The organism is Gelria sp. Kuro-4 (assembly GCF_019668485.1).
Classification (GTDB): Bacteria; Bacillota; DTU030; order DUMP01; family DUMP01; genus DUMP01.
Genome location: NZ_AP024619.1, coordinates 2,572,439 through 2,598,265, shown reverse-complemented (window position 1 = coordinate 2,598,265; position 25,827 = coordinate 2,572,439). Strand labels below are relative to the sequence as shown.

Genomic DNA, 25,827 nt, shown 5'->3' with positions numbered 1-25,827 from the left:
GTAAGGGGTGAGAAAAGATGGTGGAAGCAATTCTCAGCCTGGGCGGCCTCGGCCTCGTCTTCGGCGTACTGCTCGGGGTCGCGGCGCGTAAGTTTGCCGTGGAAAAGGACCCGAAGGCCGTTGAAATCACCGAGGTGCTGCCGGGTGCCAACTGCGGCGCCTGCGGCTTCCCGGGCTGCAGCGGTCTGGCCGCGGCCATCGCCAAGGGCGAGGCGCCCGTAAACGGGTGTAAAGTGGGCGGAGCGGCTGTGGCGGCCAGGGTGGCGGAGATAATGGGCGTCCAGGCAGCCGGGGACGAGGAACGCCGGATCGCCCACCTGCTCTGCCGTGGGGGCCACGGTGCGGCGGTGCAGCGCGCCAAGTACGAGGGCCTGACCGACTGCCGCAGCGCGGCGGCTTTCGGCTCGGGCGGCAAGGCGTGCAGCTTCGGCTGTGTGGGCCTCGGCAACTGCGTGCGCGCCTGCCCCTTCGGGGCGCTCAGCCTCGGCCCGGATGGGCTTCCTGTAGTAGATAAGGAAAAATGCACCGGCTGCGGCATCTGCGTCAAAACCTGCCCCAAGGGTGTGCTCGCGCTGGTGCCGGCGCACGCCAAGGTCTTTGTGGCCTGCAGCTCCAAGGCGCCGGGGCGCGAGGTGCGCCAGGTGTGCCGCGTAGGCTGCATTGCCTGCCGCATCTGTGAGAAGACGTGCGAGTCTGATGCCATTCACGTCGCAGATAACCTGGCGCGGATCGACTACGCCAAGTGCAGCAACTGCGGCCGCTGCGCCGAGAAGTGCCCGCAGAAGATCATTGTGAACGAGCAGGCGCAGGAAAAGCAAGCAGCTGCTAACTGATGAAGTCAGGTCTGCGGCAGAGGTTCGCAGGCGCAGCGTCCTTTCGAAGAGACGGCTGGGAGGTACGGGCAGGTTCTCCGTCGGGCGCGAGACCTGACCCAATAGAGGTAAAGCGTCAGGTCTGCGCCTGGAAAGGATCGCAGGCGCAGCGTCCTTTCGAAGAGGCGGCTGGGAGGTACGGGTGGGCTCCGGCGTCGGGCGCGAGACCTGACCCAATAGAGGTAAAGCGTCAGGTCTGCGCCTGGAGAGGTCCGCCGGCGCAGCGTCCTTTCGAAGAGACGGCTGAAGAGGTGCAGGCAGGTTCTCCGTCGGGCGCGAGACCTGACCCAATAGAGGTAAAGCGTCAGGTCTGCGCCTGGAAAGGATCGCAGGCGCAGCGTCCTTTCGAAGAGGCGGCTGGGAGGTACGGGTGGGCTCCGGCGTCGGGCGCGAGACCTGACCCAATAGAGGTAAAGCGTCAGGTCTGCGCCTGGAAAGGTCCGCCGGCGCAGCGTCCTTTCGAAGAGGCGGCTGGGAGGTACAGGCGGGCTCCGGCGTCGGGCGCGAGACCTGACCCAATAGAGGTAAAGCGTCAGGTCTGCGCCTGGAGAGGTCCGCCGGCGCAGCGTCCTTTCGAAGAGGCGGCTGGGAGGTGCAGGCAGGTTCTCCGTCGGGCGCGAGACCTGACCCAATTGATGTACGGTAAGGCGGGGCGCGACTGGTGGCGCCCCGCTTAGGGTAAACTGGGAAGGAATTCAGATTAAAGGGTGAACGCTGAGTGAAACCACGGCGCCTTAAGCTCCCGGCCCTCCTTCTGGCCGTGGCCCTGCTGGCCGGTTGCCGCGGCCGGGGGCCGGCGGGGGCGGAAGCGGCCAAGGCCGAAAAAACTGAGTTCATGATGGACACGGTGATCACCATCACCGCTTACGGACCGGGGGCGGAGGAGGCGGTGAACGCGGCCCTGGCGGAGATGCGGCGTATCTCCGCTCTAATGAACGCCGACGATCCCGAGAGCGAGGTCAGCCGCCTCAACGCCAACGCCGGAAAACGGCCTGTCAAGGTGAGCCCGGAGACCTTTTACGTGCTGGCCCTGGCCCAACGTTACTCAGAGCTGTCGGAGGGAGCCTTTGATGTGACCGTCCGCCCGCTGGTGAAGCTCTGGGGTATCGGCAAGAAAGACAAGTATGTCCCTGCGGAGGAGGCCGTCGCCCGGGCGCGTTCGCTGGTGAACTACCGGGACCTGGTGCTCGACGAAGCGGCGCAGACGGCTTACCTTGAGCGGCCCGGCATGGGAGTCGACCTGGGCGGGGTCGCCAAGGGTTACGGGGCTGACCGGGCGCGGGAGGTGCTCCGGGAACACGGCATCCGTTCCGCCCTTATCGACGCCGGGGGCAACATCTGGGCCATAGGCAGCCGCCCCGACGGCCGGCCGTGGCGCATCGGCATTCGCAATCCCCGTCCCGAGCACGGCGGCGAGCTCTTGGCGGTGCTGCCCAGCGAGGACCTGACCCTGGTAACCTCCGGGGACTACGAACGTTATTTTATAAAGGACGGGGTGCGCTACCACCACATCTTTGATCCCCGTACCGGCAGGCCGGCGCGCCGCGCCATTTCCGCCACCATCGTCGGCCAGAACAGCGCCGAAGCGGACGTGCTCTCGACCGCCGTGTTTGTCCTGGGACCGGAAAAGGGGCTGGCGCTGATCCGCCGGCTGGGAAGACTGGAGGCGGTAGTGGTGACACCGGACGAGAAGATCGTTTCCACCGGCAATCTGGAAGACCGCCTCGAGGTGGTCCGGAGAGAGGGTGGCACCGGTGACGCGGGGCGATAAACTCATCCTGGTCCTGGTGCTTGTCGTGGCACTGGGAGCGTTCGGGTTCTTGGCCCTGCGGCGCCAGGCGGCGCCGTCGCCCGCTGTGGCACAGGTGGTGGTGGAAGTGGACGGCAAGGAGGTCGAACGCTTTCCCCTGGCGAACCTGCGCGCCGGCGAGCGGCGCCGGGTCCGGGGCCCGCTCGGGTATAGCGTTATTGAGGGCGGAGAGAATAAGGTTAGAATGGTAAGTTCTCCCTGCCCCGACAAGGTCTGCGTTGCCCGCGGCTGGATCAGCGCGCCGGGCGAGGCCATTGTCTGCGTACCGAACCATGTGGTGGTGCACGTGGAAGGAGGCGCACAAAAGCAGGGTTACGATGCGTTGACGCAATAAAGTGAGCGAGAGAGGATGTCGTGCATGGGGGGTCAAACGCGAAGGCTGCTCCACCTGTCGCTTCTGGTGGCGGGGGGTACGGCCCTACACGTTTTTGAAGGGCTGCTGCCTGCTTTGGGTGCCCTGCCCGGAGCGAAGCTCGGGCTGGCAAACCTGGTCACGCTGCTGGCACTGGCGCTGTACGGGCCCGGAGCCACCTGGTGGGTGGTAGGCCTGCGGGTGCTCCTCGGTTCGCTCCTGGGCGGCACGCTCCTTACCACCACCTTCTTTCTCAGCCTGGCCGGAGCGGTCGGCAGCACGCTGGTAATGATGCTGGCCTTTCGCCTGGGCAGGCGCGTGCTCAGCATCATGGGTGTAAGCGTCCTGGGCGCCGTGGCGCACAATGTGTCCCAGCTTTTGCTGGCGGCGCTTTTGATTCAACACTTGGGCATCTTCTTTTACCTGCCCTACCTGCTCCTCTTTGCCCTGCCCACCGGGTGCTTCATCGGGATTACGGCCGGCTACGTGCTGCGGCTTTTTCCTCCGGCAGCAAGCAGCTACCGGTGGAAAAAAGATCCATTAAGAGGAGTTGTCCCCAAAGCGTGGAATATGTGATAGAGATGGACCCGACTTCCCGAAGGAGGATTGATTGTAGTGCGGAGATACCGGAGCACCGGTCTTCTGGTGGTGCTGCTCGTGGCCGGTGCGCTAATCGGCGGCGCGCTGGGCCAGGTGTTTACCAGGTACCTGCCTTTTCTGGCCCTCGGCGAAACCGTCGGCTTCAGCCCGACCACGCTCAACCTCAGTGTCCTGCAATTGACTATCGGCCTTAGCCTGCGGATAACTGTAGCCGGGGTGATCGGTATCCTCCTCGGGTACCTCCTTTACCGGCAGCTTTAGCGCGGAAGTCGGGGCGTAGAAGGGATGCGGGAACTGATCCTGGCTTCGGCCTCGCCGCGGCGCCGGGCCCTCTTGGCGGGCCTCGGGCTTAGCTTTCGGGTGGTGCCCAGTGCCGCTTCGGAAGAGGTGGAGAACGGGCGGGCACCTGGCGCGCTGGTGCAAGAGCTGGCCCGTCGCAAGGCGGCGGCGGTGGCCGGGAAGCTCAGCGAACGAGAAGGAAGACTGGTTATCGGCGCCGACACCATTGTTGTCCTGGAGGGGCGGATCCTCGGCAAGCCGCAGGATGAGGCAGAGGCGCAGGCCATGCTGCGGGCCCTGTCCGGGCGCTGGCACGAGGTGTTCACCGGCGTAGCCGTTATCGATCCGGCGGCCGGCAAAACCGTGAGCGCCCACCAGCGCACACGGGTGAAGTTCCGCTCGCTCAGCGCGGGCGAGATCGCAGCGTACGCGGCCACCGGCGAGCCGCTGGATAAAGCCGGCGCTTATGGAGTGCAGGGGAAGGGTGCGCTTCTGGTGGAGCGCATCGAAGGCTGCTTTTACAATGTGGTGGGCCTACCGCTGGTGACCTTGGCGGCGCTCCTGGGGGAGTTCGGCGTTGACATCTGGGAGGAGGCGAAGAAAGCTGGGCGCGGAGTATCACCTGACGTTAAAGGAGCTGCCGCCGGACAGCCGGCCGCGCGAACGTCTGGCGGCGCTCGGCGCTGAGAACCTGTCGACGGCGGAGCTTTTGGCGATAATCCTGCGCACGGGCCAGCGCGGCTATACGGCGCTCGAGGTGGCGCAGCTCCTCCTTAGCCAGGAGGGCGAGGAGGGCGGGCTGCGCTACCTGGCGACGGCGGACATCGAAGAACTGGCCCAGTGTCCCGGCATGGGACCGGCCAAAGCGGTGCAGGTGAAGGCGGCCCTGGAGCTGGGGCGTCGTCTCGGGCGCGAGGGCCGGGAACGCGGCCCGGGCATTCGCACCCCGCGCGATGTTTACCGCCTCGTGCACGACGAAATGCGGCTGCTCGACCGGGAGCACTTCCGCACGGTGATGCTCACGAGCAAGCACCAGGTGATCGCCCAGGAAACCGTGGCGGTGGGCAGTCTGAGCGCCGCCTTGGTCCACCCGCGGGAACTTTTCAAAGGCTGTATTAAAAAGAGCGCCGCGGCTGTCATCCTGGTCCATAACCACCCCAGCGGCGATCCGGAACCCAGTCCGGAAGACATAACCCTGACGCGGCGCCTGGTCGAGGCGGGGGCGCTCCTGGGCATTGAAGTACTGGATCACGTGATTATTGGGGACGGACGTTACGTCAGTTTGAAAGAAAGAGGTCTCCTGGGTGCCCCGACCACGGGGGAGAGCCTGGCGGGTAGCAGGTAGCCGGAGAAAGGAGTCAAAAGCCAATGCCCCTGAACTTCATCCTCAACCAGATCTCCCGCGATATGGGAATCGACCTGGGTACAGCCAATACCCTGGTTTTTGTCCGCAACCGCGGGATCGTGCTGCAAGAGCCCTCTGTGGTGGCCATGCAGCGGGACACGGGAGCTGTGCTGGCCGTCGGCGACGAGGCCAAACAGATGATCGGGCGCACGCCCGGAAACATCATCGCCATCCGCCCGATGAAGGACGGCGTCATCGCCGATTTTGACGTGACCCAGGCCATGCTGCGGCACTTTATCACCAAAGCCAACCGTTCCCGCGGCATCATTAAACCGCGGGTCATAGTGAGCATTCCTTCCGGTGTCACCGAGGTGGAGAAGCGCGCCGTGCTCGATGCCACCCTGCAGTCCGGGGCACGCGAGGCGCATCTCATCGAAGAGCCCATGGCGGCCGCCATCGGCGCCGAGTTGCCGGTGCACGAGCCCACCGGGAACATGATCGTGGATATCGGCGGCGGTACCACCGAGGTGGCGGTGATCTCCCTGGGCGGCATCGTCACCAGCCGCTCCATCCGCATCGGCGGCGACGAGATGGACGAGGCCATCGTCCAGTACATCAAGCGCGCTTATAACCTGATGATCGGCGAGCGCACCGGGGAAGAGATTAAGATAAACCTGGGGTCGGCCTACATCACACCGGAGATCAAGGACGCCGAGCAGGACATCCGGGGCCGCGACCTGGTTACCGGGCTGCCGAAGACCATCCGGATAACGGCGGAAGAGGTGCATGAAGCGCTGGCGGAGCCGGTGGCGGCGATCGTCGAGGCGGTAAAGGTCACCCTCGAGAAGACGCCGCCGGAGCTGGCCGCCGACATTATGGACCGCGGTATTGTGATGGCGGGTGGCGGCTCGCTCCTTAAAGGCATCGATACCCTGCTGCAAAACGAGACCGGCATGCCGGTGCACGTGGCCGAAGACCCGCTTACCTGCGTGGCTCGGGGCACGGGCAAGGCCTTGGACGAGATCGACGTGCTGGGGCGGGTGCTTATTTCGCCGAAACGCGGCTAGGAAGGCGGGATGGGAGTGCCCGAGCTGGCCAAGAACCGGAAGTACTTTGCCCTGGCGGCCGCCACGGTGCTGCTCACGTTGCTGATGAGCTTGGCGGCGCAGGAGGGCGGCCGGGTGGCGCCGGTGAAAGGGTTCCTGCGCGAGGTGCTGGCGCCGGTTGAGGGAGTCATCCTGGCGGGTACCAACAAGGTGGAGGGAGCGGTCCGCTTTGTCGCCGAGATTAGGAGACTGAGTGCGGAAAACGCAGAGCTGAAAAAAGAACTGGCGCAGCTTAAGCTTAAGGAGAACGTGAGCCGTGAGGTTTGGAGCGAAAACGTCCGGCTGCGCAAGCTCCTGACGCTGCCTCCCGGGCAGCCGGAGCTTACTACTCTGGGCGCCCGCGTCGTCAGCCGGGACCCGGGCAACTGGTACAAAACCCTCACCATTGACCGGGGCAGCCGCTCCGGGGTTAAGGTGGACGCGGTGGTGCTGGGGGCCGGAGGTGTGGCGGGGCGTGTGATTCAGGTGTCACCCAACACGGCGGAGGTCCTTCTTATCACCGACCAGCGCAGCGCCGTCGGGGCCCTGGGGCAGCTCAGCCGCGACGTCGGCGTACTTAAAGGCGGCGATGCCGCCGATGGCGGCTGTCGCCTGGTCTATTTGCCGCGCAGCGCCACCATTAAGCCGGGCGAGCTGGTGGTGACGTCCGGGCTGGGCGGGCTCTTTCCCAAGGGCCTGGTGCTGGGACAGGTAACGGAGGTTAAAAGCGAAGGCTACGGCCTCGGCAAGTATGCCCAGGTGAAGCCGGCCGTAGATTTCGACCACCTGGAAGAGGTGCTGGTGATAACGGGGGTTAAAGGCTAGGGGAGAGGAAACATGCGCGTTTCAGCTGGCAGACGTGCCCTCATCCTTACCGGGGGCATCATAGGGTGTTTGCTCTTAGAAAGCACGTGTCTCAACCGGGTTTCCTTCTGGGGCGTCCGGCCGGACTTCGTGCTGATGATCGTTGGCTCCGTGGGTCTGGCGAGCGGTTGGGGCAAGGGGCTGCTCTGGGGCGCGGCCGGAGGCCTGCTGGAGGATGTGTTTTCCGGCAGCCTGCCCGGCAGCCACGCCCTGGCCAAGAGCGTGACCGGTTTTGTCCTGGGCCTGGCCGAAGGACAAGTGTTTAAGGAGAACCCGTTGCTGCCGGCGGTGGCGCTTTTTATCGGGACGGTGGTGGAGCAGGTTCTTTTTTTTCTGGCCGCCGGCGCCTTCGGCCAGGTGCGCTGGACGTTTATCACGGCCCTCCTCCGGGTCGTTGTGCCGACCGCTTTGGTCAATGCCGTCTTCGCACCGCTCGTCTTCCACTACGTGGCCGGCCTTTATGAAGCGCCGGGTTTCAGCCGGCGGGAACGCCCGCGTTTGTGAGGTGAGGAGATGACCCCGAAACAGCTCGAACAGCGCCTTTTCCTCTTGACCGTGGCGGCCGTTCTGGTTTTCACCGTGCTGGTGGGCCGGCTCGGGTATCTGCAGCTGGTGGAAGGCGAGAAGTATGAGAAGCTGGCCACCGAGAACCGTATTCGCCTTCTGCCGCTGGCGGCGCCCCGCGGGGACTTTCTGGACCGCAACGGCAACCCGCTGGTGACGAGCCGGCTGGCGCCGGTGATCAGCGTGGTGCCGATGGACATGAAAAAGCCGGACGAGGTGCTGCAGCGCCTGAGTCAGCTTTTGGGTTACGACGTCAGGCAGACGGTGGAGGACACCATCGCGCGACTCAAGGAGCGCAAGGAGTACCGGCCCTATACGCCGATCCGCATCGCCACCGATGCCGACATCGCCACCCTCACCAAAATCGCCGAGCACCAGTTGGAGCTGCCCGGTGTGATGATCGAAGAGCAGCCCATCCGGGATTACCCCCTGAAGGACGTCGGCGCGCACGTCTTCGGCTACGTCCGCGAGATCTCTAAGGAAGAGCTGGACGCCTGGCGCGATAAGGGTTATAAGATGGGCGATATAGTGGGTAAGACCGGGCTCGAGCGCGTCTACGACGAAGTGCTGCGGGGGGAGCCCGGGGGACAGCAGGTGGAGGTGGACGCCGGGGGCCGGCCGGTGAAAACCTTGCCCGGCCGCAAGGTACCGGTGGCCGGCTCCAGCCTCAAGCTCACGCTCGACCGCAGTCTGGAGGAGGCGGCGGCCCAAGGGCTCCGCGAGAGCATGGACCGGATCAAGACGCAGTTTCCTACTAAGGCGGGGGCGGTAGTGGTGCTGGACGTACGCACCGGGGCGGTGCTGGCCATGGTGAGCGAGCCTTCGTTCGACCCCAACGATTTCACCCGGGAAACCATCCCGCCGGACACCTGGCAGGCCATGAACGACCCCAAGTGGCAGCCACAGCTCAACCGGGCGATCCGCGGCGAGTACCCACCCGGCTCCACCTTTAAGATGGTGGTGGCCACGGCCGGGCTGGAAACAGGGACCATCCGGCCCCAGGACACCATTGTCGACCGGGGTGTGTACTGGCGGATCGAGCCCAAGAAGTGCTGGAAACCGGGCGGCCACGGGGTGATCAACCTCACGCGGGCCATCGAGGTTTCCTGCAACGTGTACTTCTACGACCTGGGCTACCGAACCGGCATTGACGCCATCAACCGCTATGCCGAAGGCTACGGCCTGGGCCGGCCTACCGGCATCAACCTCTATCCGGGCGAGAAAACCGGGCTGCTGGCCACGCCCGAGTGGAAGCTGAAGAACTACAAGCTTCTGGGGCTGAAGAAACCCGAGCCCTGGCAGCCGGGCGAAACCTTGAGCGCTGCCATCGGCCAGGGATTCTCTTCCTTCACCCCCCTGCAGATGGCCAACTACATCGCCACCCTGGCCAACGGCGGTACCCGTTATCGCCCCTACCTGGTCAGCCAGGTGATCGGTCCGGACGGTAAGGTCAAAGAAACCTATGGTCCTGAGGTCATGGCGAAAATGGACCTGAAGCCCTCCACTCTGGCCGCCATCAAAGAAGGCATGCACCTGGTGGCCCAGGGACCGGAAGGTACGGCGGCGGCTTATTTCCGCAATTTCCCTATCCCGGTGGCGGGGAAAACGGGCACTGCCCAGAATCCCCACGGGGCCGACCACGGCTGGTTTGTCGGCTTTGCGCCCTATGACAAGCCGGAGATTGCCGTGGCGGTGCTGGTCGAGCAGGGTGGCCACGGCGGCTCCGCGGCGGCGCCCGTGGCCCGGCGTATCTTCGAGACCTACTTCCACGTGGCGCCTGCCCGGCAAAACGCCCCGGCAACCCCTTCCGTGGATTGATGTCAAAGTTTAGCAAAAGGCAGGGTATTTTACCCTTGCTTTTTTCATTGGAAAAAGCAGGATTTAGCCCCGGTGAGTTAGAATTAAACCCTTATGGAAGAAGTAGTTAGGGAGAGGAAAGGGATGGCAAAGGAAAAGGAAGAAGCAGTCTTTAAGGGAACGCGCGACGGCCTGCTCATTATTCTGGACGACCGGCGTGAGTTCCGCTCGGTCCTGGACAAGCTGAAGGCTAAGCTGGAAGCGGCCCGCGGGTTCTTTCAGGGGGCTCAGGTGATCGTGGACGTGGGCGGGCGCAGGCTCAGCGGCAAGCAAAAGAAGGCGCTGGAGAAGCTGATCAACAGCCAGGCCGGCCTTAAACTGAAGGGCTTCAGCAGCGGTGAACGGACGGCGGCCGACCAGGTTTCCGGGGAGGAGGAAGGAAGAGTGGACGTCACCACCGCCGCCGAGCAGCCTCAAGAGCCGGCACCGGCACCGGAAGCGCCGCTTTCGCCCTGGCCGCACAGCAAGCTGTCCAGCCTGCCGACGCTCTTTCTCACGCGCAATCTGCGCTGCGGGCAGCGCGTGAATTTCGCCGGGCACGTGCTGGTGCTGGGCGATGTTAATCCCGGATCCGAGATCGTGGCGGAGGGCAATGTCACCGTGCTCGGCACACTGCGCGGTTTAGTCCATGCCGGGGCGGCCGGGGATCAGGAAGCCTTTGTGGCGGCGTACCGCTTGGAGCCCAGCCAGCTGAGGATTGGCGGTGTGTTTACGCGGGCGCCGGACGAGGACGGGCTGCGCACCGGCAGGGAACCCGAGGTGGCACGCGTACGCGACGGCAATGTGGTGATCGAAAAAAGCGCCGTAAATCCAGCCCTATCCCTCGTGCACAGAGCAGAATAGTCTGCGGCAGATGGAGCGGCCGGAGAAAGGGAGGAAAGGCTATGGGTGAAGTCATCGTCATAACTTCGGGCAAAGGCGGCGTGGGCAAGACCACCAGCACGGCCAATCTGGGTACGGCATTGGCCCTCATGGAGCGGCGGGTGGTTCTCCTGGATGCCGATATCGGTCTCCGGAACCTGGATGTGGTTATGGGACTGGAGAACCGCATCGTTTACGACCTGGTGGACGTAACCAGCGGGGCCTGCCGTATCAAGCAGGCTTTGATCAAGGACAAGCGCTTCAACGAAAACCTGTTTCTCCTGCCGGCGGCCCAGACCAAAGACAAAACGGCCGTGACGCCGGAACAGATGAAGGCGCTCACGGCGGAGCTCAAGGCGGAATACGACTACGTCCTGGTGGATTGCCCGGCGGGCATTGAACAGGGTTTCCGCAACGCCGTCGCCGGGGCCGACCGGGCGATTGTGGTGACCACGCCGGAGGTTTCGGCCGTGCGCGACGCCGACCGGATCATCGGGCTTTTGGAAGCCAGCGAACTGCCCGACGTACAGCTTTTAATCAACCGCATCCGCCCCAATATGGTCAAGCGCGGCGACATGATGGACATCGACGACATCATCGATATCCTGGCCATCGACCTTATCGGCGTGGTGCCCGAGGATGACAAGATAGTGGTCTCCACCAACCGCGGCGAGCCTACGGTGCTGGATGCAGGTTCCCGCGCCGGGCAGGCCTATCGCAATATCGCCCGGCGGATCACCGGGGAGCAGGTACCGCTGATGACGCTCGAGGCCGAACACGGGTTTATGGAACGCGTCAAGCACCTGTTCGGCTTTGGCCGCTGACGGTGAGAAGGAAGGAGGGACTAACTGTGCTCGATATCCTGGGCCGGGTTTTTGGACGGGAGGAGGCTCCCAGCAAAGAAATAGCCAAAGAACGCTTGCGCCTGGTGCTGGTCCATGACCGGGCGACGGTTTCACCGCAGTTCCTCGAACTGATTAAAGAAGAGGTTATCGGCGTCATCACCAACTACATGGAGATCGATGAAAGCGGCGTCGAGGTGAGCATCCACAACATAGACCGTTCCGTGGCGCTGGTGGCCAACATCCCCATCCGGCGGATGAAGCGATCCGTCCGGGGTCAGGTATCAACTTTTGAAAGTATCTCGCCGTCTGAAACGAAAACGCCTGATCCAAGTGTCCCTAGACGGATGGAGTCGAAATGGTTATAATGGACGAGGAGATACTTCTCCCCGGAGGAAGCCATGTTCGACCGCCGTCTGCTGAAAAACCTGGACTTCTTAATAATAGGGGCTGTGGCGGCGCTTACCACCATCAGCCTTTTTATCATCATGAGCGCCAGCCCCGAAGACCCCTTGTACTTTGTGAAGCGCCAGCTCGTGTGGGTTGCCATCGGGCTGGTGGCTTTCGTTATCACCCTCTCCATCGACTACCACGACCTGGGGCGCTATGCGCGGCACCTTTACTACCTCAATTTAGCCCTGCTCCTGGCCACCCTGGTGCTGGGCTCGGAGGCCAAGGGTGCCCAGCGGTGGCTCCAGTTCGGCCCGGTGGTGGTGCAGCCCTCGGAGTTTGCCAAGATCATCATCATCATCACCCTGGCCCAGCTTCTCTCCGAAAAGGCGTCCGAAATCCACACCCTGAAGGATCTCGTGCCGGTGTTCGTACACGTGGGTGTGCCCATGGCCCTGATCCTAAAACAGCCCGACCTGGGCACCTCACTGGTGTTCGCTGCCCTCCTTTTTGTGATGCTCTTCGTGGCGGGCGTGCGCTGGCAGTACCTGGCAGGCCTCGCCGCCGGCGGTGCCGCGGCGGCACCGGTGCTCTTTCATTTCCTCAAGGACTACCAGAAAAAGCGCCTGCTCGTCTTCCTCGACCCGAGCGTGGACCCGACTGGCTCCGGCTATCACGTCATCCAGTCGATGATCGCCATCGGCTCCGGGCGCCTCTGGGGGAAGGGGCTCTTCGGCGGTACCCAGAACCGCTTGGGGTTTCTCCCTGAGCAACACACGGACTTCATCTTTTCCGTTATCGGCGAGGAGCTGGGGTTTGTCAGGGCGGCGGGTATCCTGGCGCTCTACTTCATCATCATCTACCGCGGCATCCGGGTGGCGGCCAGGGCACGCGACGACTTCGGGACCCTGCTCGCCACCGGCGTCGTCACCATGCTGGCCTTCCACGTGCTGGTCAACGTGGGCATGACCACCGGCATTATGCCTGTCACCGGTATCCCTCTGCCCTTTATGAGCTACGGCGGCAGCTCCTACCTTACCAACATGATCGCCCTGGGCCTTCTCCTCAACGTTCACATGCGCCGCCACAAGATCCTCTTCTAGCGGGGTCAGGTATCAACTTTCCGCAGTTTTTATCAAAAGTGAGAAGGATTCTAGGAGGAGCGGACTTGGCGGAGGAAAGAGTTGCCCTGGTTCGGTGTCCGAGTTATGAGCGGGCCGTGGTGCGGGCGGCGCTGAGGCAGGCGCTGGCCGGCCTGGGCGGCATGGCGGCCTTTGTGCGGCCCGGGCAGCGCGTGCTGGTGAAGGCCAATCTTCTCACCCGCCGGACGCCGGAGGCCGCGGTGACCACGCACCCGGCGCTGGTGCGCGCGGTGGTCGAGGAGGTACAACAGGCGGGGGGCCGTCCCGTGCTCTACGACAGCCCAGGCGGACCGTTTACAGAACGCAGCCTGCGGGCCGTTTACGAGGCCAGCGGCCTGGCCGAGGTGGCGGCCGCGACCGGGGCGGAGCTCAACTTTGACCTTGACGCCGTGGAGCGGCCGCACCTTCCCGGGGCGCTGTTCCAGGGGGTGACCCTGAGCCGGGCGGTGGCCGAGGCCGAGGTGATCATCAACCTTCCCAAGCTCAAGACCCACGGCCTGACGCGGTACACCGGCGCGGTGAAGAATCTTTTTGGCTGCATCCCGGGCCTGACCAAGGCGGAGTATCACCTGCGCCTGCCGGAGCTTACGTACTTCAGCCGTTTCCTGGTGGAGCTGGCGCAGCTTGTCCGGCCCGCCCTTACCGTGATGGATGCGGTGGTGGGCATGGAGGGGGAGGGACCCTCGGCCGGGCGGCCGCGGCACCTGGGATTCATCCTGGCCAGCCCCTCGGTCTTTGCCCTGGATCAGGTGGCGGTGGCGCTCATCGGCCTGAGCGCGGATGCGGTCCCGACGACGCGCCTCGCCCGGGAGGCGGGGCTTGTTCCGCCCCTGGACGAAATAGCGGTCCTGGGGGAAGACCTGGCTGCTGTGGCCGTGCACGATTTCGCCGTGCCGCCGCCGGGTGGGACGAGCTTTCGCCTGCTGGGGCGCCAGGTGTCCCTGGGTTCACTCAAGCTTGCCGCCCGCTGGCTGCAACCCCGTCCGGTTTTCGACCCGGAAAGGTGCCGCCGCTGCGGCGTGTGCCTTAAGAACTGTCCGGCGCAGGCCCTTACCCTGGGGCCGCGCCGCCCCGCGGTTGAGCTGGAGCGCTGTATCCGCTGCTTCTGCTGCCAGGAGCTCTGCCCGGCGCAGGCCGTCGCCATTCACCGGCCGGTCCTTGCCCGGTGGCTTTTCCGCTCCTGAAAAGGCCCCGCTCGCACGGGGTCCGGCTCAATGAGCAGCCTCTGCGGTTGGGGTCGGCCGCGGGGGCTTTCTTTTCAGCCGATGAGCGCCCAACAGGCTCCCGCGGCCGCGCCGGTGCGGTAGAGGCAGGCCGGGGCGCCGCCGGACGGTGTGGCAGAAACTGGATGGAAAAGTTGGAAACGATGAGGTATAATATTATTAAGCAACTGCTTAATTGTTACAGCGCCGGCGTAAGGGAGGTGAAAGGATGGGAGAACCAGAGGCTGCATCTTACCACGGGGACGCTACCTACCAGGGGACAGACCTGCACCGCGAAATTCATGCGCTCACCGGTGTGGCCGAGCTGTTTAAGGTCCTCTCCGACGACACGCGCAGCAAGCTCCTTTACGCCCTGGGGCAAAGAGAGCTCTGTGTGCGTGAGATGGCGGAGCTCATGAACATCAGCCTGCCTGCCGTCTCACACCACCTGAGGATCATGCGGCAGCTGCGCTTGGTAACTGCACGCCGCGCCGGGAAGGAAGTCTTCTACTCACTACGGGAGGAGCACGTCAGCGCGCTGATTACGGCTGCTCTGGTTTCCGCCCGCGCCCTGGGGCTTGTGGCCTCGCTAGAACCGACTCTGGTGTAACAGCGGTGGACAGCAGCGGGGACGAAGGGAACCCGTGAAAGGGGAGGATCCGAGAATGTCTGTTCTTGACGGTGCTTCGCAGGGAATGGAGTACGTTAAGAAGGTGGCGGCGGAACTGGCCTTGGACCAGGCGGTGAAGTACCTAGGCCGGGATCCGGAGCGGAACCTGCCCCGCATCTTGAGCTTTGCCGAAAAGGTCGCCCCGGATGAGGGTCAAAAGGAAAACGTGCGCAAGCTGCGCGCGCGGATGGAGGGCGATCCCGGTGTCCTGCGGCAGGTGCAGCGGCTCTGCTCGAACCCGCGCATGCTGAAGAAGTTCATTAACAACTGGGTGCTGAACGCCATGCTCCTGGGCGGTCCGCGGCGCAACGCTCTCAGCCGGCGCCTGGGGATCCACATCCCGAGCCTGATCCTCATCGACCCCACCTCGGCCTGCAACCTGCGCTGCAGGGGTTGCTGGGCCGGCGAGTACAAGCAGACCGATCGCCTGGAGCCGGAGCTGCTCGACCGGGTTTTCACCGAGGCCGAGGAGCTCGGCATCTACTGGATCGTCTTTTCCGGCGGCGAACCCTTTGCGTACCGGGAGCTTTTGGACGTGGTGGCGCGTCACCCCAAGCTGGGCTTCATGGCCTACACCAACGGCACGCTCATCGACGAGAAGGCGGCCGACCGGCTGGCGGAGCTGGGCAACTTCTCGCCGGCCTTCAGCCTGGAAGGGTGGCGGGAAGACACCGACGACCGCCGCGGCGCCGGGGTGTTCGACCAGGTGATGGCCGCCATGGACCGCCTGCGCGCGCGGGGGGTGTTCTTCGGCGCTTCCCTTACTGTGACCCGTCACAACGTTGAGACCTTGTTTTCTGATGAATTCATGGACTTCCTGGTGGACAAGGGCGCCGTTTATGCCTGGAGCTTCCACTACATCCCCATCGGACGGGGGCCGGACCTCAGCCTGATGATCACGCCTGAACAGCGCGCCTGGCTGGTGAAGCGGGTGGCTGAGATCCGCACCACGAAACCCATTCTGGTAGCCGACTTCTGGAACGACGGCCACTTCACGGACGGCTGCATCGCCGGCGGGCGCATGTACTTCCACATCAATGCCGCCGGTGAGGTGGAGCCGTGCGCCTTTGTCCACTTCGCCACCGACAATATCCGCGCAAAGAGTCTAAAGGAGGTTTTGGCCTCGCCGCTCTTTAAGGCGTACCAGAAGCGGCAACCGTTCCACAAAAACCACTACGCCCCCTGCCCGATCATCGATGCGCCGGCGGCGCTTCGGGCCATAGTGGCCGAAAGCGGCGCCCACCCGACTCATCCCGGCGCGGCCGATGTCCTCACCGGTACCACCGCCGCCTTCCTGGACGAGCGCTCGGACCAGTGGCTCAGGGTGGCGGACCAACTGGAGAACCGCTACTTCGGCCCGCAAACGGCACGGCAGGCCGGTAAATGAGACCAAGGCCCGGGTCGGATCGACCCGGGCCTTGCGCGTTCCGAGCGGGGGTGCTTACTCTCTTTGCTCGCTGAGGAGGCGCTTTTCACCGCTGATGTGCTGCAGCGGGGCGATGTCCTGGGTGACCTCCACGGTGCCCAGATACTCGCCCTTTTCACTGCGTACCGCGTAGTAGGAGATGTAGACGTACTTATCCCCCAAGTGGATCCAGAAGTGCTCCGCGTCGCGGCGGCCGTGGCGGAAGTCGTCGATGAGGGCGTTCACCTTGTCCAGGCTCTGCGCCGGGTGGCACTGCTGCACCTTACGGCCGATGCTGGCCGTGGTGCGCACAAAGATGCGCCCGCGCGTCTCGCTGTAGTAGCGGAAGGTGTCGTCCTTGTCCACAAAGGTCAGGTCTACGGGCAGTGCGTTGAGGAGGCAGCGCAGCTCCTCGTGGGTGAGGGTGCCGGTGGGGAAGACAACCCTGTCGCCGGTGGCCGGCCCCACCTCGGCCCGCTCCTTGCTCTCGGCGGCCAGGGCTTCCTGGGCGGTGGGCGGGGTGAAGCAGCAGTAGCCGATCGCGTCGCACTCGCGCCGGACCTGCCGCCACTCCTCTTCACTGAGGGCCTGCAGCGCCATGGGGTAGAGGATGTTGTTTTCTTTGAAGATGTGGCTGGAGAGCGTCTGGTCGACCTGGGAGGCGACGCCCGCCAGTTCCTGGAGGAATTTCTCCCGCCCCAAGAGCTCGTACTCTGTTGTCAGCTCGAGAAGCTGCTTTTTCATTTCCCGAAGGTCGTTGTGCTCCGCCCACATCACCGCCGGCGGCTCGGAGATGCCGTGCTTTTCCAGGTAGGGGAAAAGCACGTTCTCTTCCCGGGCGTTGTGCTTTTCGATTTCCATCAGGTGCTCGGCCACATGTTTCAGCAGGGCGAGGCTTTCGCTGACGGCCTCCGGGTGGCTCTCGCGCTGCAGGGCGGCCACCGTTTCCTTGAGTTTGGCCAGAAGGTCTAGGATTCGGGTGTGTTCTTCACGGAAGGTGTGAATGGGGTGGCCGGGCGGCACGTCCAGCTTCACCGGCCCCAGGGCGTCGCGCATCACCGCCAGGTGCGCCTCGCACAGGTGCCGCACCTCCTGCCGGGGCAGACCCTCGCGGACCAGCTCTTCCTCGGCCTGGCCGATTTCTGTGGCGCTGACGTTCCCCAACTTGGCCTTAAACTTTTCCTTGGCGGTATCAAGGTCGGCTCCCGCATGAATGTCGCGGATGATCTCCTTGATGGCTTCTTTGCGCTCCTTACGGCTGATGTCCATGGGCATCTGCTCCTTACTACAAGAATGCCGGCCTGCGGGTGCAGCGGCCCGCCGGGCTGGCCTGGGCGCCGGTGGTAGTATGCGCTTTTGCCGCCGGAAAAAATGCAAGGTCGTTCCTCCTCCGACCTGTAGGTACCGCAGGGTGAGAGCAGCCGGCCCGGATTGTTTCCCCCCTTATGACGAAGTGCGCGGCAGGGGGAGGTCAGGCCCAGGGCCCGCCTGCCCATAATCCATTCTCTAACGTGGTCATCCATCGTCGGCTTCGGCAGTCTTATCCTCGAAACTCAGCGCCAGAGCGACCCCAAACCAAAAACTCGCAGAAGGAGCGTAGCCGCCTAAAGGCAGCAGCTGCAGGCTGACCTTTCCCATAAGACGCCCCAGCAGTCCATAGTATAGAAATGGCAAAAAAACAATACCCAGAGCAGGTGAGCCTAAAAACAGAAGTTTCAGCCAAGATAAGCGCCGCTGTCGGCAATCGTCGGGCAGCGCCAGGACGAAACCGGCCGAGCCGAGGAGCAGGAATTCAGGTAACGAGCGTACCCAGTAAGTGCCGAGGAGCGGGAACTCAGCATCAAGAGGGCGCCCTTAACCTCGACCTTGCTTTCTCGGAGCTTCTTATCTACCGTTTCTTTGATTAGTTTGGCAATACGTTCGTAATAGTCTTTTTCCGGTTCATTCTCAAGCCTTGGATTATGGGCTTGGTAATGGCTCATCAAGTTCCTGTTGACCAAGTCTAGTAGGTAGAAGGGCCGGGCATACTCAAAAAAGTATTCGCGAGGGCTAATTCCTGCGGTCTGAAAGAATGTCGCCAGCTCGTTTTTGTTATCCGCCTGCTCGACCCCCTGCAACTGCCACTTCAAATACTCCGTTAAATCCTCTTCGGATGGCATGAGATTCAGTTCTTCCGCCAAATCAAGGTATGCTTGGTCCCTCAGTACAGCCTGTAAAACGGCTGACCTGTCTGGAACCTTATGATTTCTGGCCTTAGCTGCTTCGGCCATGTGAATAGATTTCAAGACGATGTACGAATAGGGTATAGGTTCGCCGTTGAAGGTTGCAGCTACACGGTTGTCTTTCAGGGCGTCTTTAGCATTTCTCATACTTAGCCCCATCTGTTCGAGGAATTGCGCATACGTTATGTTTGAAGGAGAAGCAGGAGCAATGGTGTTTATCACAAAGGCCAAGCCTAGGGCCAGTCCTACGACTGCTATCAGTAGTACTTGATACCTTCTGTGGGCGAGCATTCCAACTGATCCTTCCTAAGCTATAATTAAGGATTGCATCTCGACTCACGGGTCCGAAAGGAAACTGATCACTGAAGAGCAGCCACACCCCGGCGATGATGAGGGCGCCGGCCGGGAGCCGCCGGCGGATGGGTCGCGGCGGATCATGGAAGCCCTCCACTTTAGGGGCAGCTTAAGAATAGGCCAGGAAATAAGCGTAAGGCCCGGGCAGGCACGCACCCGGGCCTTGGATATCCGTCGGTCACCCTTTTTTGGAGAATTCCCATAAGCCCAGGCCTATTAAACTAGCCGGTATCAACCAGTACATCGGTGTAAACTCCTGCCACCATTTCCATCCTACTCCCCTTATGTCCAATTCATATAGCCATAAAAACCTGCTGGCTATGATCGAAAGACCTAACAGCCAAGTTCCCGCCACAAGGTATATCGCCGCCACAATCTTAGACCCCTTCATTGCGCCACCTCAGAACTAAAGAATTGGGGAGTTACGTAGTTACCCCGGTTATGGCAAGGCAGAAGCGCCTAGAGCGGTTCTTCCATGTACAGCAAGTAGCCGTCCAACCGGCCATCACTCAGTGTATTCGGGCTCCAGGCATCCACCCACTCCTGCGCCTTTAGTTCCCCCAGCCAGCTGAATGTCTTGAGATAACCATAAGAGTTGTTCATTATTGGCTCAAACTCCCACCAACCTCTGCACCCTGGATTTACCGACATTGCTTCTGTTTTCTCTTGGTAGGCATAATCTTCCCAAGTGAACGACACACCGGCTTTGACGGCAGAGAACTTTTCGGTGGTCAGAGAGATGTTGATCTGGTACTTTTGGGCTGCAGCGTACTTACCCGAGTAAGTTTGGGGTAACTGAGTGTAGTTTTCGATGTATCTGCTCACCCGTTTCCTCAGGTCGGAGCACCTCACTTCCTCCAGGGTGCCGCTCTCGTCATATCGACACCAATCAGCAGTAATGCGGCCACCTGGATTAACGTTTCCTTTGACGGCGCTGCTACCTGGGTAGTTACCCGAAGCCTTGGCGCATGGGTGGTTCAGGTACTCTTGGATACTCACTTCCTGGAGTCCATTTTCGGTAACACGGTAAGCTTTCACTATCTGTGGCTTCGATGCTGCTCCTTCGGCAAAAGTCAGGGGAGACACAGCAGCCGACACCGCCAGGCAAACGAGTAACGCCAATGCTCGTTTCATGAGTGCTTCTTCCTCCGTCTATAAGCTACTCCCATATGACATTCCAATGCTTGCCATCTTTGGCCGGCTGCATCCATCCCTTACCGGTTGCGTACCACTCATACGTTCTCGTGAGCGGGAAAGCCCACTGGAACCGCCCCCTTTATCACTCTTCTACTAATAAGACAATTTAGGGGTACATTTAGTTCCCGGTTTTTTCACGGGGCAGGCGAAAGAACGGCCGGCAAATAAGCGTAAGGCCCGGGCAGGCACGCACCCGGGCCTTGGATATCGTCGGTTACCCTTTTTTGGAGAATTCCCATAAGCCCAGGCCTATTGAGCTGCCGCGCACGGCCGGGGTGGATCAGGCCAAGAGCAGCCACACTCCGGCCACTATGAGGGCGGCGGCCGGAAGGCGCCGGCGGATGGGCTCGCGGTATACCAGGTATCCTAAGAAGACGGAAAGAAGGAGGGAGCACGATGAGGCCGGCTCGGCTACGGAAACATCCAGCCGGCGCAGGGCGACGAGGAGGAGCAGATAAGAATAGGCGTTGACGAAGCCGCTGAGCAGCGCCGGCCCGGGGCGTTCGGCGAGGAGGCTCAGCGCCGCCGCCCGGCGGCCGCGCACGACCAGGTACCCGGCCAGGAGCAGACCCACCACCAGGTTGAGGACAAAGGCATAAAGGAGCGGGCTGACGCTGGCATTGAGGTGCTTGTCGATCACCCGGCCGGCGGCGGTAAAGAGCGTGGAGATGGCCATGTACTGGGCCGGCCGGTAGGCAAAGAGTTTGCGCAAGGAGGCCAGGAGCGAAGCCCCCTCCTCGAGGAGCGAGGTTCCCAGCACCAGGCAGGCGGTCCCGGCGAGCTTTGCGGCGGTGAGCGGCTCACCGAGAAAGACCACCGCCAGCATCAACAGAAAAAACGTGCTCAGGCTGAAGAGGGGCGCCACCAGGGAGACCTCGCCTTCGGAGAGCGAGCGCACGTAAAACACGTTGGCAATGCTGTAGAGGGCCCCTGCGGCGATGACGCCCGGCAGGAAGGCCGGGCCGGGCCAGCGGGTGAAAAAGAGCACCGGCAGAAGAAAGACGGCCGCCAGGCCGAAGAAGAGGCACGCCGCCTCCTCGCTGCCGCGCGCTTCCCCCAGCTTTTTCACGATCACCCGCTCGACGCCGAGAAAAGCGATCCGCCCGGCCAGAGCGGTGTAGGCCCAGAGCATGCGCCTGCCCCCTTAAGGTGTGCCTGGTTCCCTGAACGTTGACTTATTCGGCGCGCGGGCGCAGCTTTCCTGCCGACCAAAAGCGGCAGGAAAAAGAGCGCCTGCGGCGAAAGAATTACCTGGAAACGGACAGACTGGCTGCAGGTCGGAGGTGGTGCCGTGGATTTCTGGCAGGGTAAGACGGTGATCGTAACCGGAGCCTCCCGGGGCATCGGCCGGGCGCTGGCGCTGCAGCTGGCGCAGCGGGGGGGGCGGTTGGCCCTGGCGGCCCGGTCGGCCGGTGAGCTGCGCGAGCTGGGCGCCGAGCTGGCGGTGAGCGGCGCTGAGGTATTGCTGCAGCCTACGGACGTCACCGACCGGGCGGCCGTGACGGCTTTGGTGGAGGCAGCCGGGGGGCGTTTCGGCCGCCTGGATGTCCTTATCAACAACGCCGGGATCGGACTGCGCTCCCGCGTGGCGGAGCTCAGGCCGGAGGAGCTGGAACGCGCCCTGGCCGTAAACCTTTTGGGGCCGCTTCACCTCATCCAGGCGGTGCTCCCGTGGTTTACCAGCCAGGGCGGGGGGCTTATCGTCAACATCTGCTCCCTGGGGGCGGTGCAGCCGGCGCCCAACATCGGCGGCTACTCCGCCACCAAGGCCGCCCTGGCCGCCCTGGGTGCCGCAGCGCGCCTGGAGCTGGCCCCGCTCGGCGTGCGGGTGTGCAACGTGTTCCCCGGCTCGGCCGCGACCGGCTTTCGCGCCCACGCCCTGGGCCAGGCCTACCCGGAGAACGAGCCGCGCCTTTCCCGGGTGACGCCGGAGTTGGTGGCCGAACGGGTTTTGGCCGGCGCAGCGCGCGGGCGGCGCGACATCTTTATCACTCTCCCGGATCGCCTGCTGGCTGCCCTGGCCCGGTGGGCGCCGGGTGTCGCCGACCGGTTGGTGGCGCAGGCCTTCCACCGTGCCCGGGGCGCTTAGCTTCCCGTCCCCGGTTTTGGCTCCTCCCCTCGCTGAATATACATTAGCGAGAAAAAAGGGGGTCGACGCGACCCGACCGGGGAGGGGCGAGGGTGCGAAAGAAAGCGCAGTGCGCGGGGGCCTGGCTGGGGGCGGCCTTCTTAACCGCGTGGCTTGTTTTTTTGGCCACCGTGTTGAGCCGGTGGCCGCCTGTCTGGCCGGCGCTGGCCGCCCGGGCCGAGGCCCTGGAGGCAGCCCAGGAACTCCTTAAGCTGCGCGCCGGTTTACTCGTTTGCGGGGATCCGGCCGAGCTGGTGCCATTTTACGCCACCGAGACGGTAGGTGGCGCCTGGGCCTTGGAGAAGGAACAGGCCCGCATCGCCTATGTGCGCCGGTGGGGCCAGGTCCGCAACATCGCGTTTACCAGTGCCCGGGTAGAGTTTACCCGGGCGGCGGTAGAGACGGGGGAGAAAAAGGCCGGCATTTCCCTCTGCACGCACACCCTGCTCACCTACCGCCATCTGGACCGGCCGGAAGCCGGCGAGGCCACTTTAGGCTGGCGGACAGTACACTGGCTCGAGCTGGCCCAAGGCGGTCCCGGCTGGCAGGTGGAGGCTGAGTGGTACCTCGATCCTTTGGAGGACGCCAGCCGCAATCCCAGCGTTGCGGCGGGCGCCGCGGCGCTCAAGGGCGCCGGTGCACCTGAGGCAAAGGACAATGCCCGCACGGACCCCGGCACCGGTGCCTACCGGCGGGCGGCCGCGGTGCGCTACGCCGACCGCTTTGCCGGGGTCAAGGTGGGCCCCGGCACCGGGCGCTACAATCAGGCGTACCGCGACTTCACCGGCCTGGGCGGCGATTGCGCCAACTTTGTCTCCCAGGTGCTGACGGATAAAGACGCCGGCAACCTGAAGCCGGACTGGGGCTGGTTTTACGCCGACGGGGAAGGCAGCGAGGCCTGGCTGAAGGCCGAGGCACTGGTGTACCACCTGGTGGGCAGCGGCCGGGCCGCCTGCCTGGCCAAGGGGACCTTGGCCGAAGTGGCGGCCGCTGGGCCCGATGGAGCCGAGTCGGCGCTCCGCCGGCTGCGCCCGGGTGACATCATCGCCTACGAGGAAGACGGCGAAATCGCCCATGTCTCCCTGGTGGTGGGCAGGGACGGTGCCGGGTATGTCCTGGTCGACAGCCACTCGGCCGACCGTTACCATGTGCCCTGGGATTTTGGCTATAATGCTGATACCAGTTACTGGTTCCTTGCGGTGCAGGGTTAACCAAATCCCGGCCGCCGGGCCGGATGCGCAGGGAAAAGGGGGGACTGCTCGTGCGGATTGTACCGGTGGAAAAGGAAGACCTGGCCATGGTAAAGGAACTCCTGACGAAAGCCGGGCTGCCTTTGGCCGGTGTAGAAGAGAACTTCGCTAATTTTCTTAAACTCATGGTCGACGGGGAGCTGGCGGCGGTAGCCGGGCTGGAAATTCACGGCCGGGCAGGGCTGCTCAGGTCGGTGGCGGTGGCGCCGGCGTATCGCAACTCCGGGCTGGGGCAGGGCATCACCCGCGCCATGATCAACCGGGCGCGCGAGCTCGGCTTGCAAGAGCTCTACCTCCTCACCCAGACGGCCGCCGACTTCTTTCCCCGCTTCGGTTTCAAACGCATCGACCGCAGCGCCGTCGATCCCGCCGTGCAGCAGTCGGTGGAGTTTAAGAGCGCCTGCCCCGTAAGCGCCGTCTGCATGCGGCTGAAACTCGGTACAGGAAAGGGTATGCCGGGTTCGGCCACGGCTGGTGTTTAGGTGGGCCTGCGGGCAAGGCCGGCTTTAAAGCCGGCCTTTGGCAGGCCCGCTTGAGCGTGTGAGACGGGAAAGGGGCAAAAAAGAGGAGGATTTTTCCGTTTCTTGCCGAAACCTAAAAACTATAACGCCCAGGATCCAGGCCTAAACTGCGGGATGAGGTGAACGGGAGATGCACGGTGGGTACATGGGACGTGTCCTGCGGGTGGATTTGACGCAGGGTGCAATTGAACAGGTGGAATTAAGCGAGGAAGAGGCGCGTACCTATATCGGCGGCAGCGGCCTGGGCGCGGCTTTGCTCTACCGGGAAACCGGGCCGGAGACCGACCCGCTGGGGCCGGACAACCTGCTGCTGTTTTTCACCGGTCCCCTTACGGGAACGAAGGTCTTCACTTCCGGGCGCTATGCCGTGGTGACCCGCTCGCCGCTCACCGGGATTTGGGCCGAGGCGGACGCCGGCGGAAAGTTCGGGCCGCGTCTCAAGGCAGCGGGCTTTGACGGTATCGCCATCAAGGGGCGGGCGGCGGCGCCTCTTTACCTCTACGTGGACGACGGGCGGGCCGAACTGCGCCCGGCCGCCGGGCTGTGGGGCAAGGATACCTATGTCACGGAGGAGCTCATCCGGGAGCAAACGGCCCCGGATGTCAGTGTGGCCTGCATCGGCCCGGCGGGGGAGAACCAGGTCCTCATCGCCGGGATCATGAGCGAGGGCAGCCACGGGCGCGCCGCCGGCCGCGCCGGCGTAGGCGCGGTGATGGGGTCGAAGAACCTCAAGGCGGTGGCTGTGCGCGGCAGTCAAAGGGTGAAGGTGGCCCGGCCCGCCGAGCTGGAGAGCGCCCTCAAGGCCTTTGCCCCGGGGCTCGTGGAGGCGAGCCGCGGGCGGCACCTGTACGGCACGGCGGGCGGTGTTGTGTCCACCGAGAAGATCGGCGACTTCCCGCTCCAGAACTGGCGGCGCGGCACCTGGCCGGAAGGAGCGGCCAAGATCTCGGGGCAGGTCATGGCCGAGACCATGCTCACCGGCCGCTACTACTGCGACCGCTGTCCCATCGGCTGCGGCCGCGAGGTGAAGGCCGACACCCCCTGGGGCCATGTGGAGGGGGCCGGCCCGGAGTATGAGACCATCGGCATGCTGGGCGGGATGTGCCTGGTGGACAGCCTGCCGGCCATCGCCTACGGCAACGAGCTGTGCAACCGCTACGGGCTCGACACCATCTCCACCGGCGCGGCCATCGCCTTCGCCATGGAGTGCTACGAGCACGGCCTGATTACGGCGGCCGACGCGGAAGGGCTGGAGCTCACCTGGGGGAGCGCCGCCGCCATGCTGGGCCTGATCGACCAGATCGCCCACCGGCGCGCCTTGGGGGCGCTCCTGGCGGAGGGGACGGTGCGGGCGGCCAAAAAGATCGGCGGCCTGGCCCCGGAATTCACCGTCCACAGCAAGGGCCTGGAGTTCCCGGCCCACGACCCGCGCACCTACAACAGCCTGGCGGTGGGCTACGCCACCAGCAACCGCGGCGCCTGCCACCTGCAGGGCTTCACCCACGGGCTCGAGCTTTCCCTTACCATGCCGGACCTGGGCTTTCCAGAGATCCTGGACCGCTTTGCCGCCGAGCAAAAGGGCGCCATGACGGCGGCGATGCAGAACCTGATGTCGCTTTTTGACTCGCTCAAGGTCTGTAAGTTCCTGCTCTGGGGCGGGGCCAAGCCGCACCATGTGGTGGAGTGGCTGAACCTGGTCACCGGGTGGGAACTGGATGTGGCGTCGTTCATTCACATCGGTGAGCGGCTCTTCAACCTGAAGCGCCTCTACAACGTGCGCCTGGGCGTGAGCCGCAAGGACGACACCATCTCACCGCGCATCCTGACGCTCAAAAAGGGCGGCGGTGCCGGGGACAACCTGCCGCCCCTGGGGCGCATGCTGAGCGAGTACTACGAGGTGCGCGGCTGGACGGAAGAGGGCATCCCGCGGCCGGAGACCCTGGCGCGGCTCGGCTTGGCGGATTTCGCCCCAGCCGGTGCGGCCGGCCTAGAAGCATAGAGAGCGGCTTGACAGG

25 protein-coding genes and 1 pseudogene are annotated in these 25,827 nt (G+C 63.7%); 22 read left to right on the top strand and 4 right to left on the bottom strand.

The features are described 5' to 3' along the window. The first annotated feature begins 17 nt into the window (after positions 1–17). The 18 genes and pseudogenes from rnfB to K5554_RS12905 all read left to right on the top strand — a co-directional run bounded on the left by rnfB (position 18) and on the right by K5554_RS12905 (position 16,122). Complete coding sequence (rnfB, locus tag K5554_RS12990) at positions 18–833, top strand: RnfABCDGE type electron transport complex subunit B (protein WP_221038878.1); 816 nt, start codon at positions 18–20, stop codon at positions 831–833. 757 nt (positions 834–1,590) lie between these two features. After that, positions 1,591–2,643, top strand: coding sequence for an FAD:protein FMN transferase (locus K5554_RS12985; RefSeq protein WP_221038877.1), 1,053 nt, complete (start codon positions 1,591–1,593; stop codon positions 2,641–2,643). After that, a complete protein-coding gene (locus K5554_RS12980) occupies positions 2,627–3,016 on the top strand; it encodes a NusG domain II-containing protein (protein ID WP_221038876.1) in 390 nt (129 codons plus the stop codon). The genes K5554_RS12985 and K5554_RS12980 overlap by 17 nt, the downstream gene beginning before the upstream one ends. Positions 3,017–3,040: 24 nt before the next feature. Further along, positions 3,041–3,610: a Gx transporter family protein gene (locus K5554_RS12975; RefSeq protein ID WP_221038875.1), complete on the top strand. Its 570-nt coding sequence runs from the start codon at positions 3,041–3,043 to the stop codon at positions 3,608–3,610. A 39-nt stretch (positions 3,611–3,649) separates the two neighbouring features. Beyond that, complete coding sequence (locus K5554_RS12970) at positions 3,650–3,895, top strand: DUF4321 domain-containing protein (RefSeq protein ID WP_221038874.1); 246 nt, start codon at positions 3,650–3,652, stop codon at positions 3,893–3,895. 24 nt (positions 3,896–3,919) lie between these two features. After that, positions 3,920–4,600 carry a nucleoside triphosphate pyrophosphatase gene (locus tag K5554_RS12965; RefSeq protein WP_221038873.1) on the top strand — a complete coding sequence of 227 codons (681 nt, stop codon included), beginning with the start codon at positions 3,920–3,922 and terminating at the stop codon, positions 4,598–4,600. Beyond that, positions 4,491–5,258 (top strand): DNA repair protein RadC, encoded by a 768-nt coding sequence (radC, locus tag K5554_RS12960; RefSeq protein WP_255565408.1) that lies wholly within the window; start codon positions 4,491–4,493, stop codon positions 5,256–5,258. Before K5554_RS12965 ends, radC begins: the two co-directional genes overlap by 110 nt. Positions 5,259–5,281: 23 nt before the next feature. After that, positions 5,282–6,325 (top strand): rod shape-determining protein, encoded by a 1,044-nt coding sequence (locus K5554_RS12955; RefSeq protein WP_221038872.1) that lies wholly within the window; start codon positions 5,282–5,284, stop codon positions 6,323–6,325. A 15-nt stretch (positions 6,326–6,340) separates the two neighbouring features. Further along, positions 6,341–7,168, top strand: a complete 828-nt coding sequence (gene mreC, locus K5554_RS12950) for a rod shape-determining protein MreC (RefSeq protein ID WP_221038871.1) — start codon at positions 6,341–6,343, stop codon at positions 7,166–7,168. A 12-nt stretch (positions 7,169–7,180) separates the two neighbouring features. After that, positions 7,181–7,711 (top strand): rod shape-determining protein MreD, encoded by a 531-nt coding sequence (mreD, locus tag K5554_RS12945; protein ID WP_221038870.1) that lies wholly within the window; start codon positions 7,181–7,183, stop codon positions 7,709–7,711. A 9-nt stretch (positions 7,712–7,720) separates the two neighbouring features. Beyond that, on the top strand, positions 7,721–9,589 hold the full coding sequence (gene mrdA, locus K5554_RS12940) for a penicillin-binding protein 2 (protein WP_221038869.1): 1,869 nt from the start codon (positions 7,721–7,723) through the stop codon (positions 9,587–9,589). Positions 9,590–9,712: 123 nt separating this feature from the next. Further along, positions 9,713–10,471, top strand: a complete 759-nt coding sequence (minC, locus tag K5554_RS12935) for a septum site-determining protein MinC (protein ID WP_221038868.1) — start codon at positions 9,713–9,715, stop codon at positions 10,469–10,471. A gap of 41 nt (positions 10,472–10,512) precedes the next feature. Continuing rightward, positions 10,513–11,313, top strand: a complete 801-nt coding sequence (gene minD, locus K5554_RS12930) for a septum site-determining protein MinD (protein ID WP_221038867.1) — start codon at positions 10,513–10,515, stop codon at positions 11,311–11,313. A 26-nt stretch (positions 11,314–11,339) separates the two neighbouring features. Continuing rightward, positions 11,340–11,600: pseudogene (gene minE, locus K5554_RS12925) on the top strand (cell division topological specificity factor MinE); the annotation flags it as partial. 132 nt (positions 11,601–11,732) lie between these two features. Beyond that, complete coding sequence (gene rodA / locus K5554_RS12920) at positions 11,733–12,824, top strand: rod shape-determining protein RodA (RefSeq protein ID WP_221038865.1); 1,092 nt, start codon at positions 11,733–11,735, stop codon at positions 12,822–12,824. A 65-nt stretch (positions 12,825–12,889) separates the two neighbouring features. Next, positions 12,890–14,047 (top strand): DUF362 domain-containing protein, encoded by a 1,158-nt coding sequence (locus K5554_RS12915; RefSeq protein ID WP_221038864.1) that lies wholly within the window; start codon positions 12,890–12,892, stop codon positions 14,045–14,047. Positions 14,048–14,294: 247 nt separating this feature from the next. After that, positions 14,295–14,675, top strand: coding sequence for a metalloregulator ArsR/SmtB family transcription factor (locus K5554_RS12910; protein ID WP_221038863.1), 381 nt, complete (start codon positions 14,295–14,297; stop codon positions 14,673–14,675). Positions 14,676–14,730: 55 nt separating this feature from the next. After that, positions 14,731–16,122, top strand: coding sequence for a radical SAM protein (locus K5554_RS12905; protein WP_221038862.1), 1,392 nt, complete (start codon positions 14,731–14,733; stop codon positions 16,120–16,122). A 54-nt stretch (positions 16,123–16,176) separates the two neighbouring features. Here K5554_RS12905 and K5554_RS12900 read toward each other — a convergent pair whose 3' ends face one another. The 4 genes from K5554_RS12900 to K5554_RS12885 all read right to left on the bottom strand — a co-directional run bounded on the left by K5554_RS12900 (position 16,177) and on the right by K5554_RS12885 (position 21,045). Further along, positions 16,177–17,409 (bottom strand): DUF438 domain-containing protein, encoded by a 1,233-nt coding sequence (locus K5554_RS12900; protein ID WP_221038861.1) that lies wholly within the window; start codon positions 17,407–17,409, stop codon positions 16,177–16,179. A gap of 446 nt (positions 17,410–17,855) precedes the next feature. Beyond that, positions 17,856–18,653, bottom strand: a complete 798-nt coding sequence (locus K5554_RS12895) for a hypothetical protein (RefSeq protein WP_221038860.1) — start codon at positions 18,651–18,653, stop codon at positions 17,856–17,858. Between the two features lie 522 nt (positions 18,654–19,175). Next, positions 19,176–19,850: a hypothetical protein gene (locus K5554_RS12890; RefSeq protein WP_221038859.1), complete on the bottom strand. Its 675-nt coding sequence runs from the start codon at positions 19,848–19,850 to the stop codon at positions 19,176–19,178. A 343-nt stretch (positions 19,851–20,193) separates the two neighbouring features. Further along, positions 20,194–21,045, bottom strand: a complete 852-nt coding sequence (locus tag K5554_RS12885) for a DMT family transporter (RefSeq protein ID WP_221038858.1) — start codon at positions 21,043–21,045, stop codon at positions 20,194–20,196. 159 nt (positions 21,046–21,204) lie between these two features. Here K5554_RS12885 and K5554_RS12880 point away from each other — a divergent pair, with 159 nt between their 5' ends. From K5554_RS12880 to K5554_RS12865, 4 genes are all read left to right on the top strand, one after another. Then, positions 21,205–22,002: an SDR family oxidoreductase gene (locus K5554_RS12880; protein WP_221038857.1), complete on the top strand. Its 798-nt coding sequence runs from the start codon at positions 21,205–21,207 to the stop codon at positions 22,000–22,002. A gap of 92 nt (positions 22,003–22,094) precedes the next feature. Next, positions 22,095–23,252 carry an amidase domain-containing protein gene (locus K5554_RS12875; RefSeq protein ID WP_221038856.1) on the top strand — a complete coding sequence of 386 codons (1,158 nt, stop codon included), beginning with the start codon at positions 22,095–22,097 and terminating at the stop codon, positions 23,250–23,252. Between the two features lie 50 nt (positions 23,253–23,302). Beyond that, the gene (arsN2, locus tag K5554_RS12870) at positions 23,303–23,773 is read left to right on the top strand and encodes an arsenic resistance N-acetyltransferase ArsN2 (protein WP_221038855.1); all 471 of its coding nucleotides are present in this window, start codon (positions 23,303–23,305) and stop codon (positions 23,771–23,773) included. A gap of 169 nt (positions 23,774–23,942) precedes the next feature. Next, positions 23,943–25,811, top strand: coding sequence for an aldehyde ferredoxin oxidoreductase family protein (locus tag K5554_RS12865; protein ID WP_221038854.1), 1,869 nt, complete (start codon positions 23,943–23,945; stop codon positions 25,809–25,811). Positions 25,812–25,827: the final 16 nt, after the last annotated feature.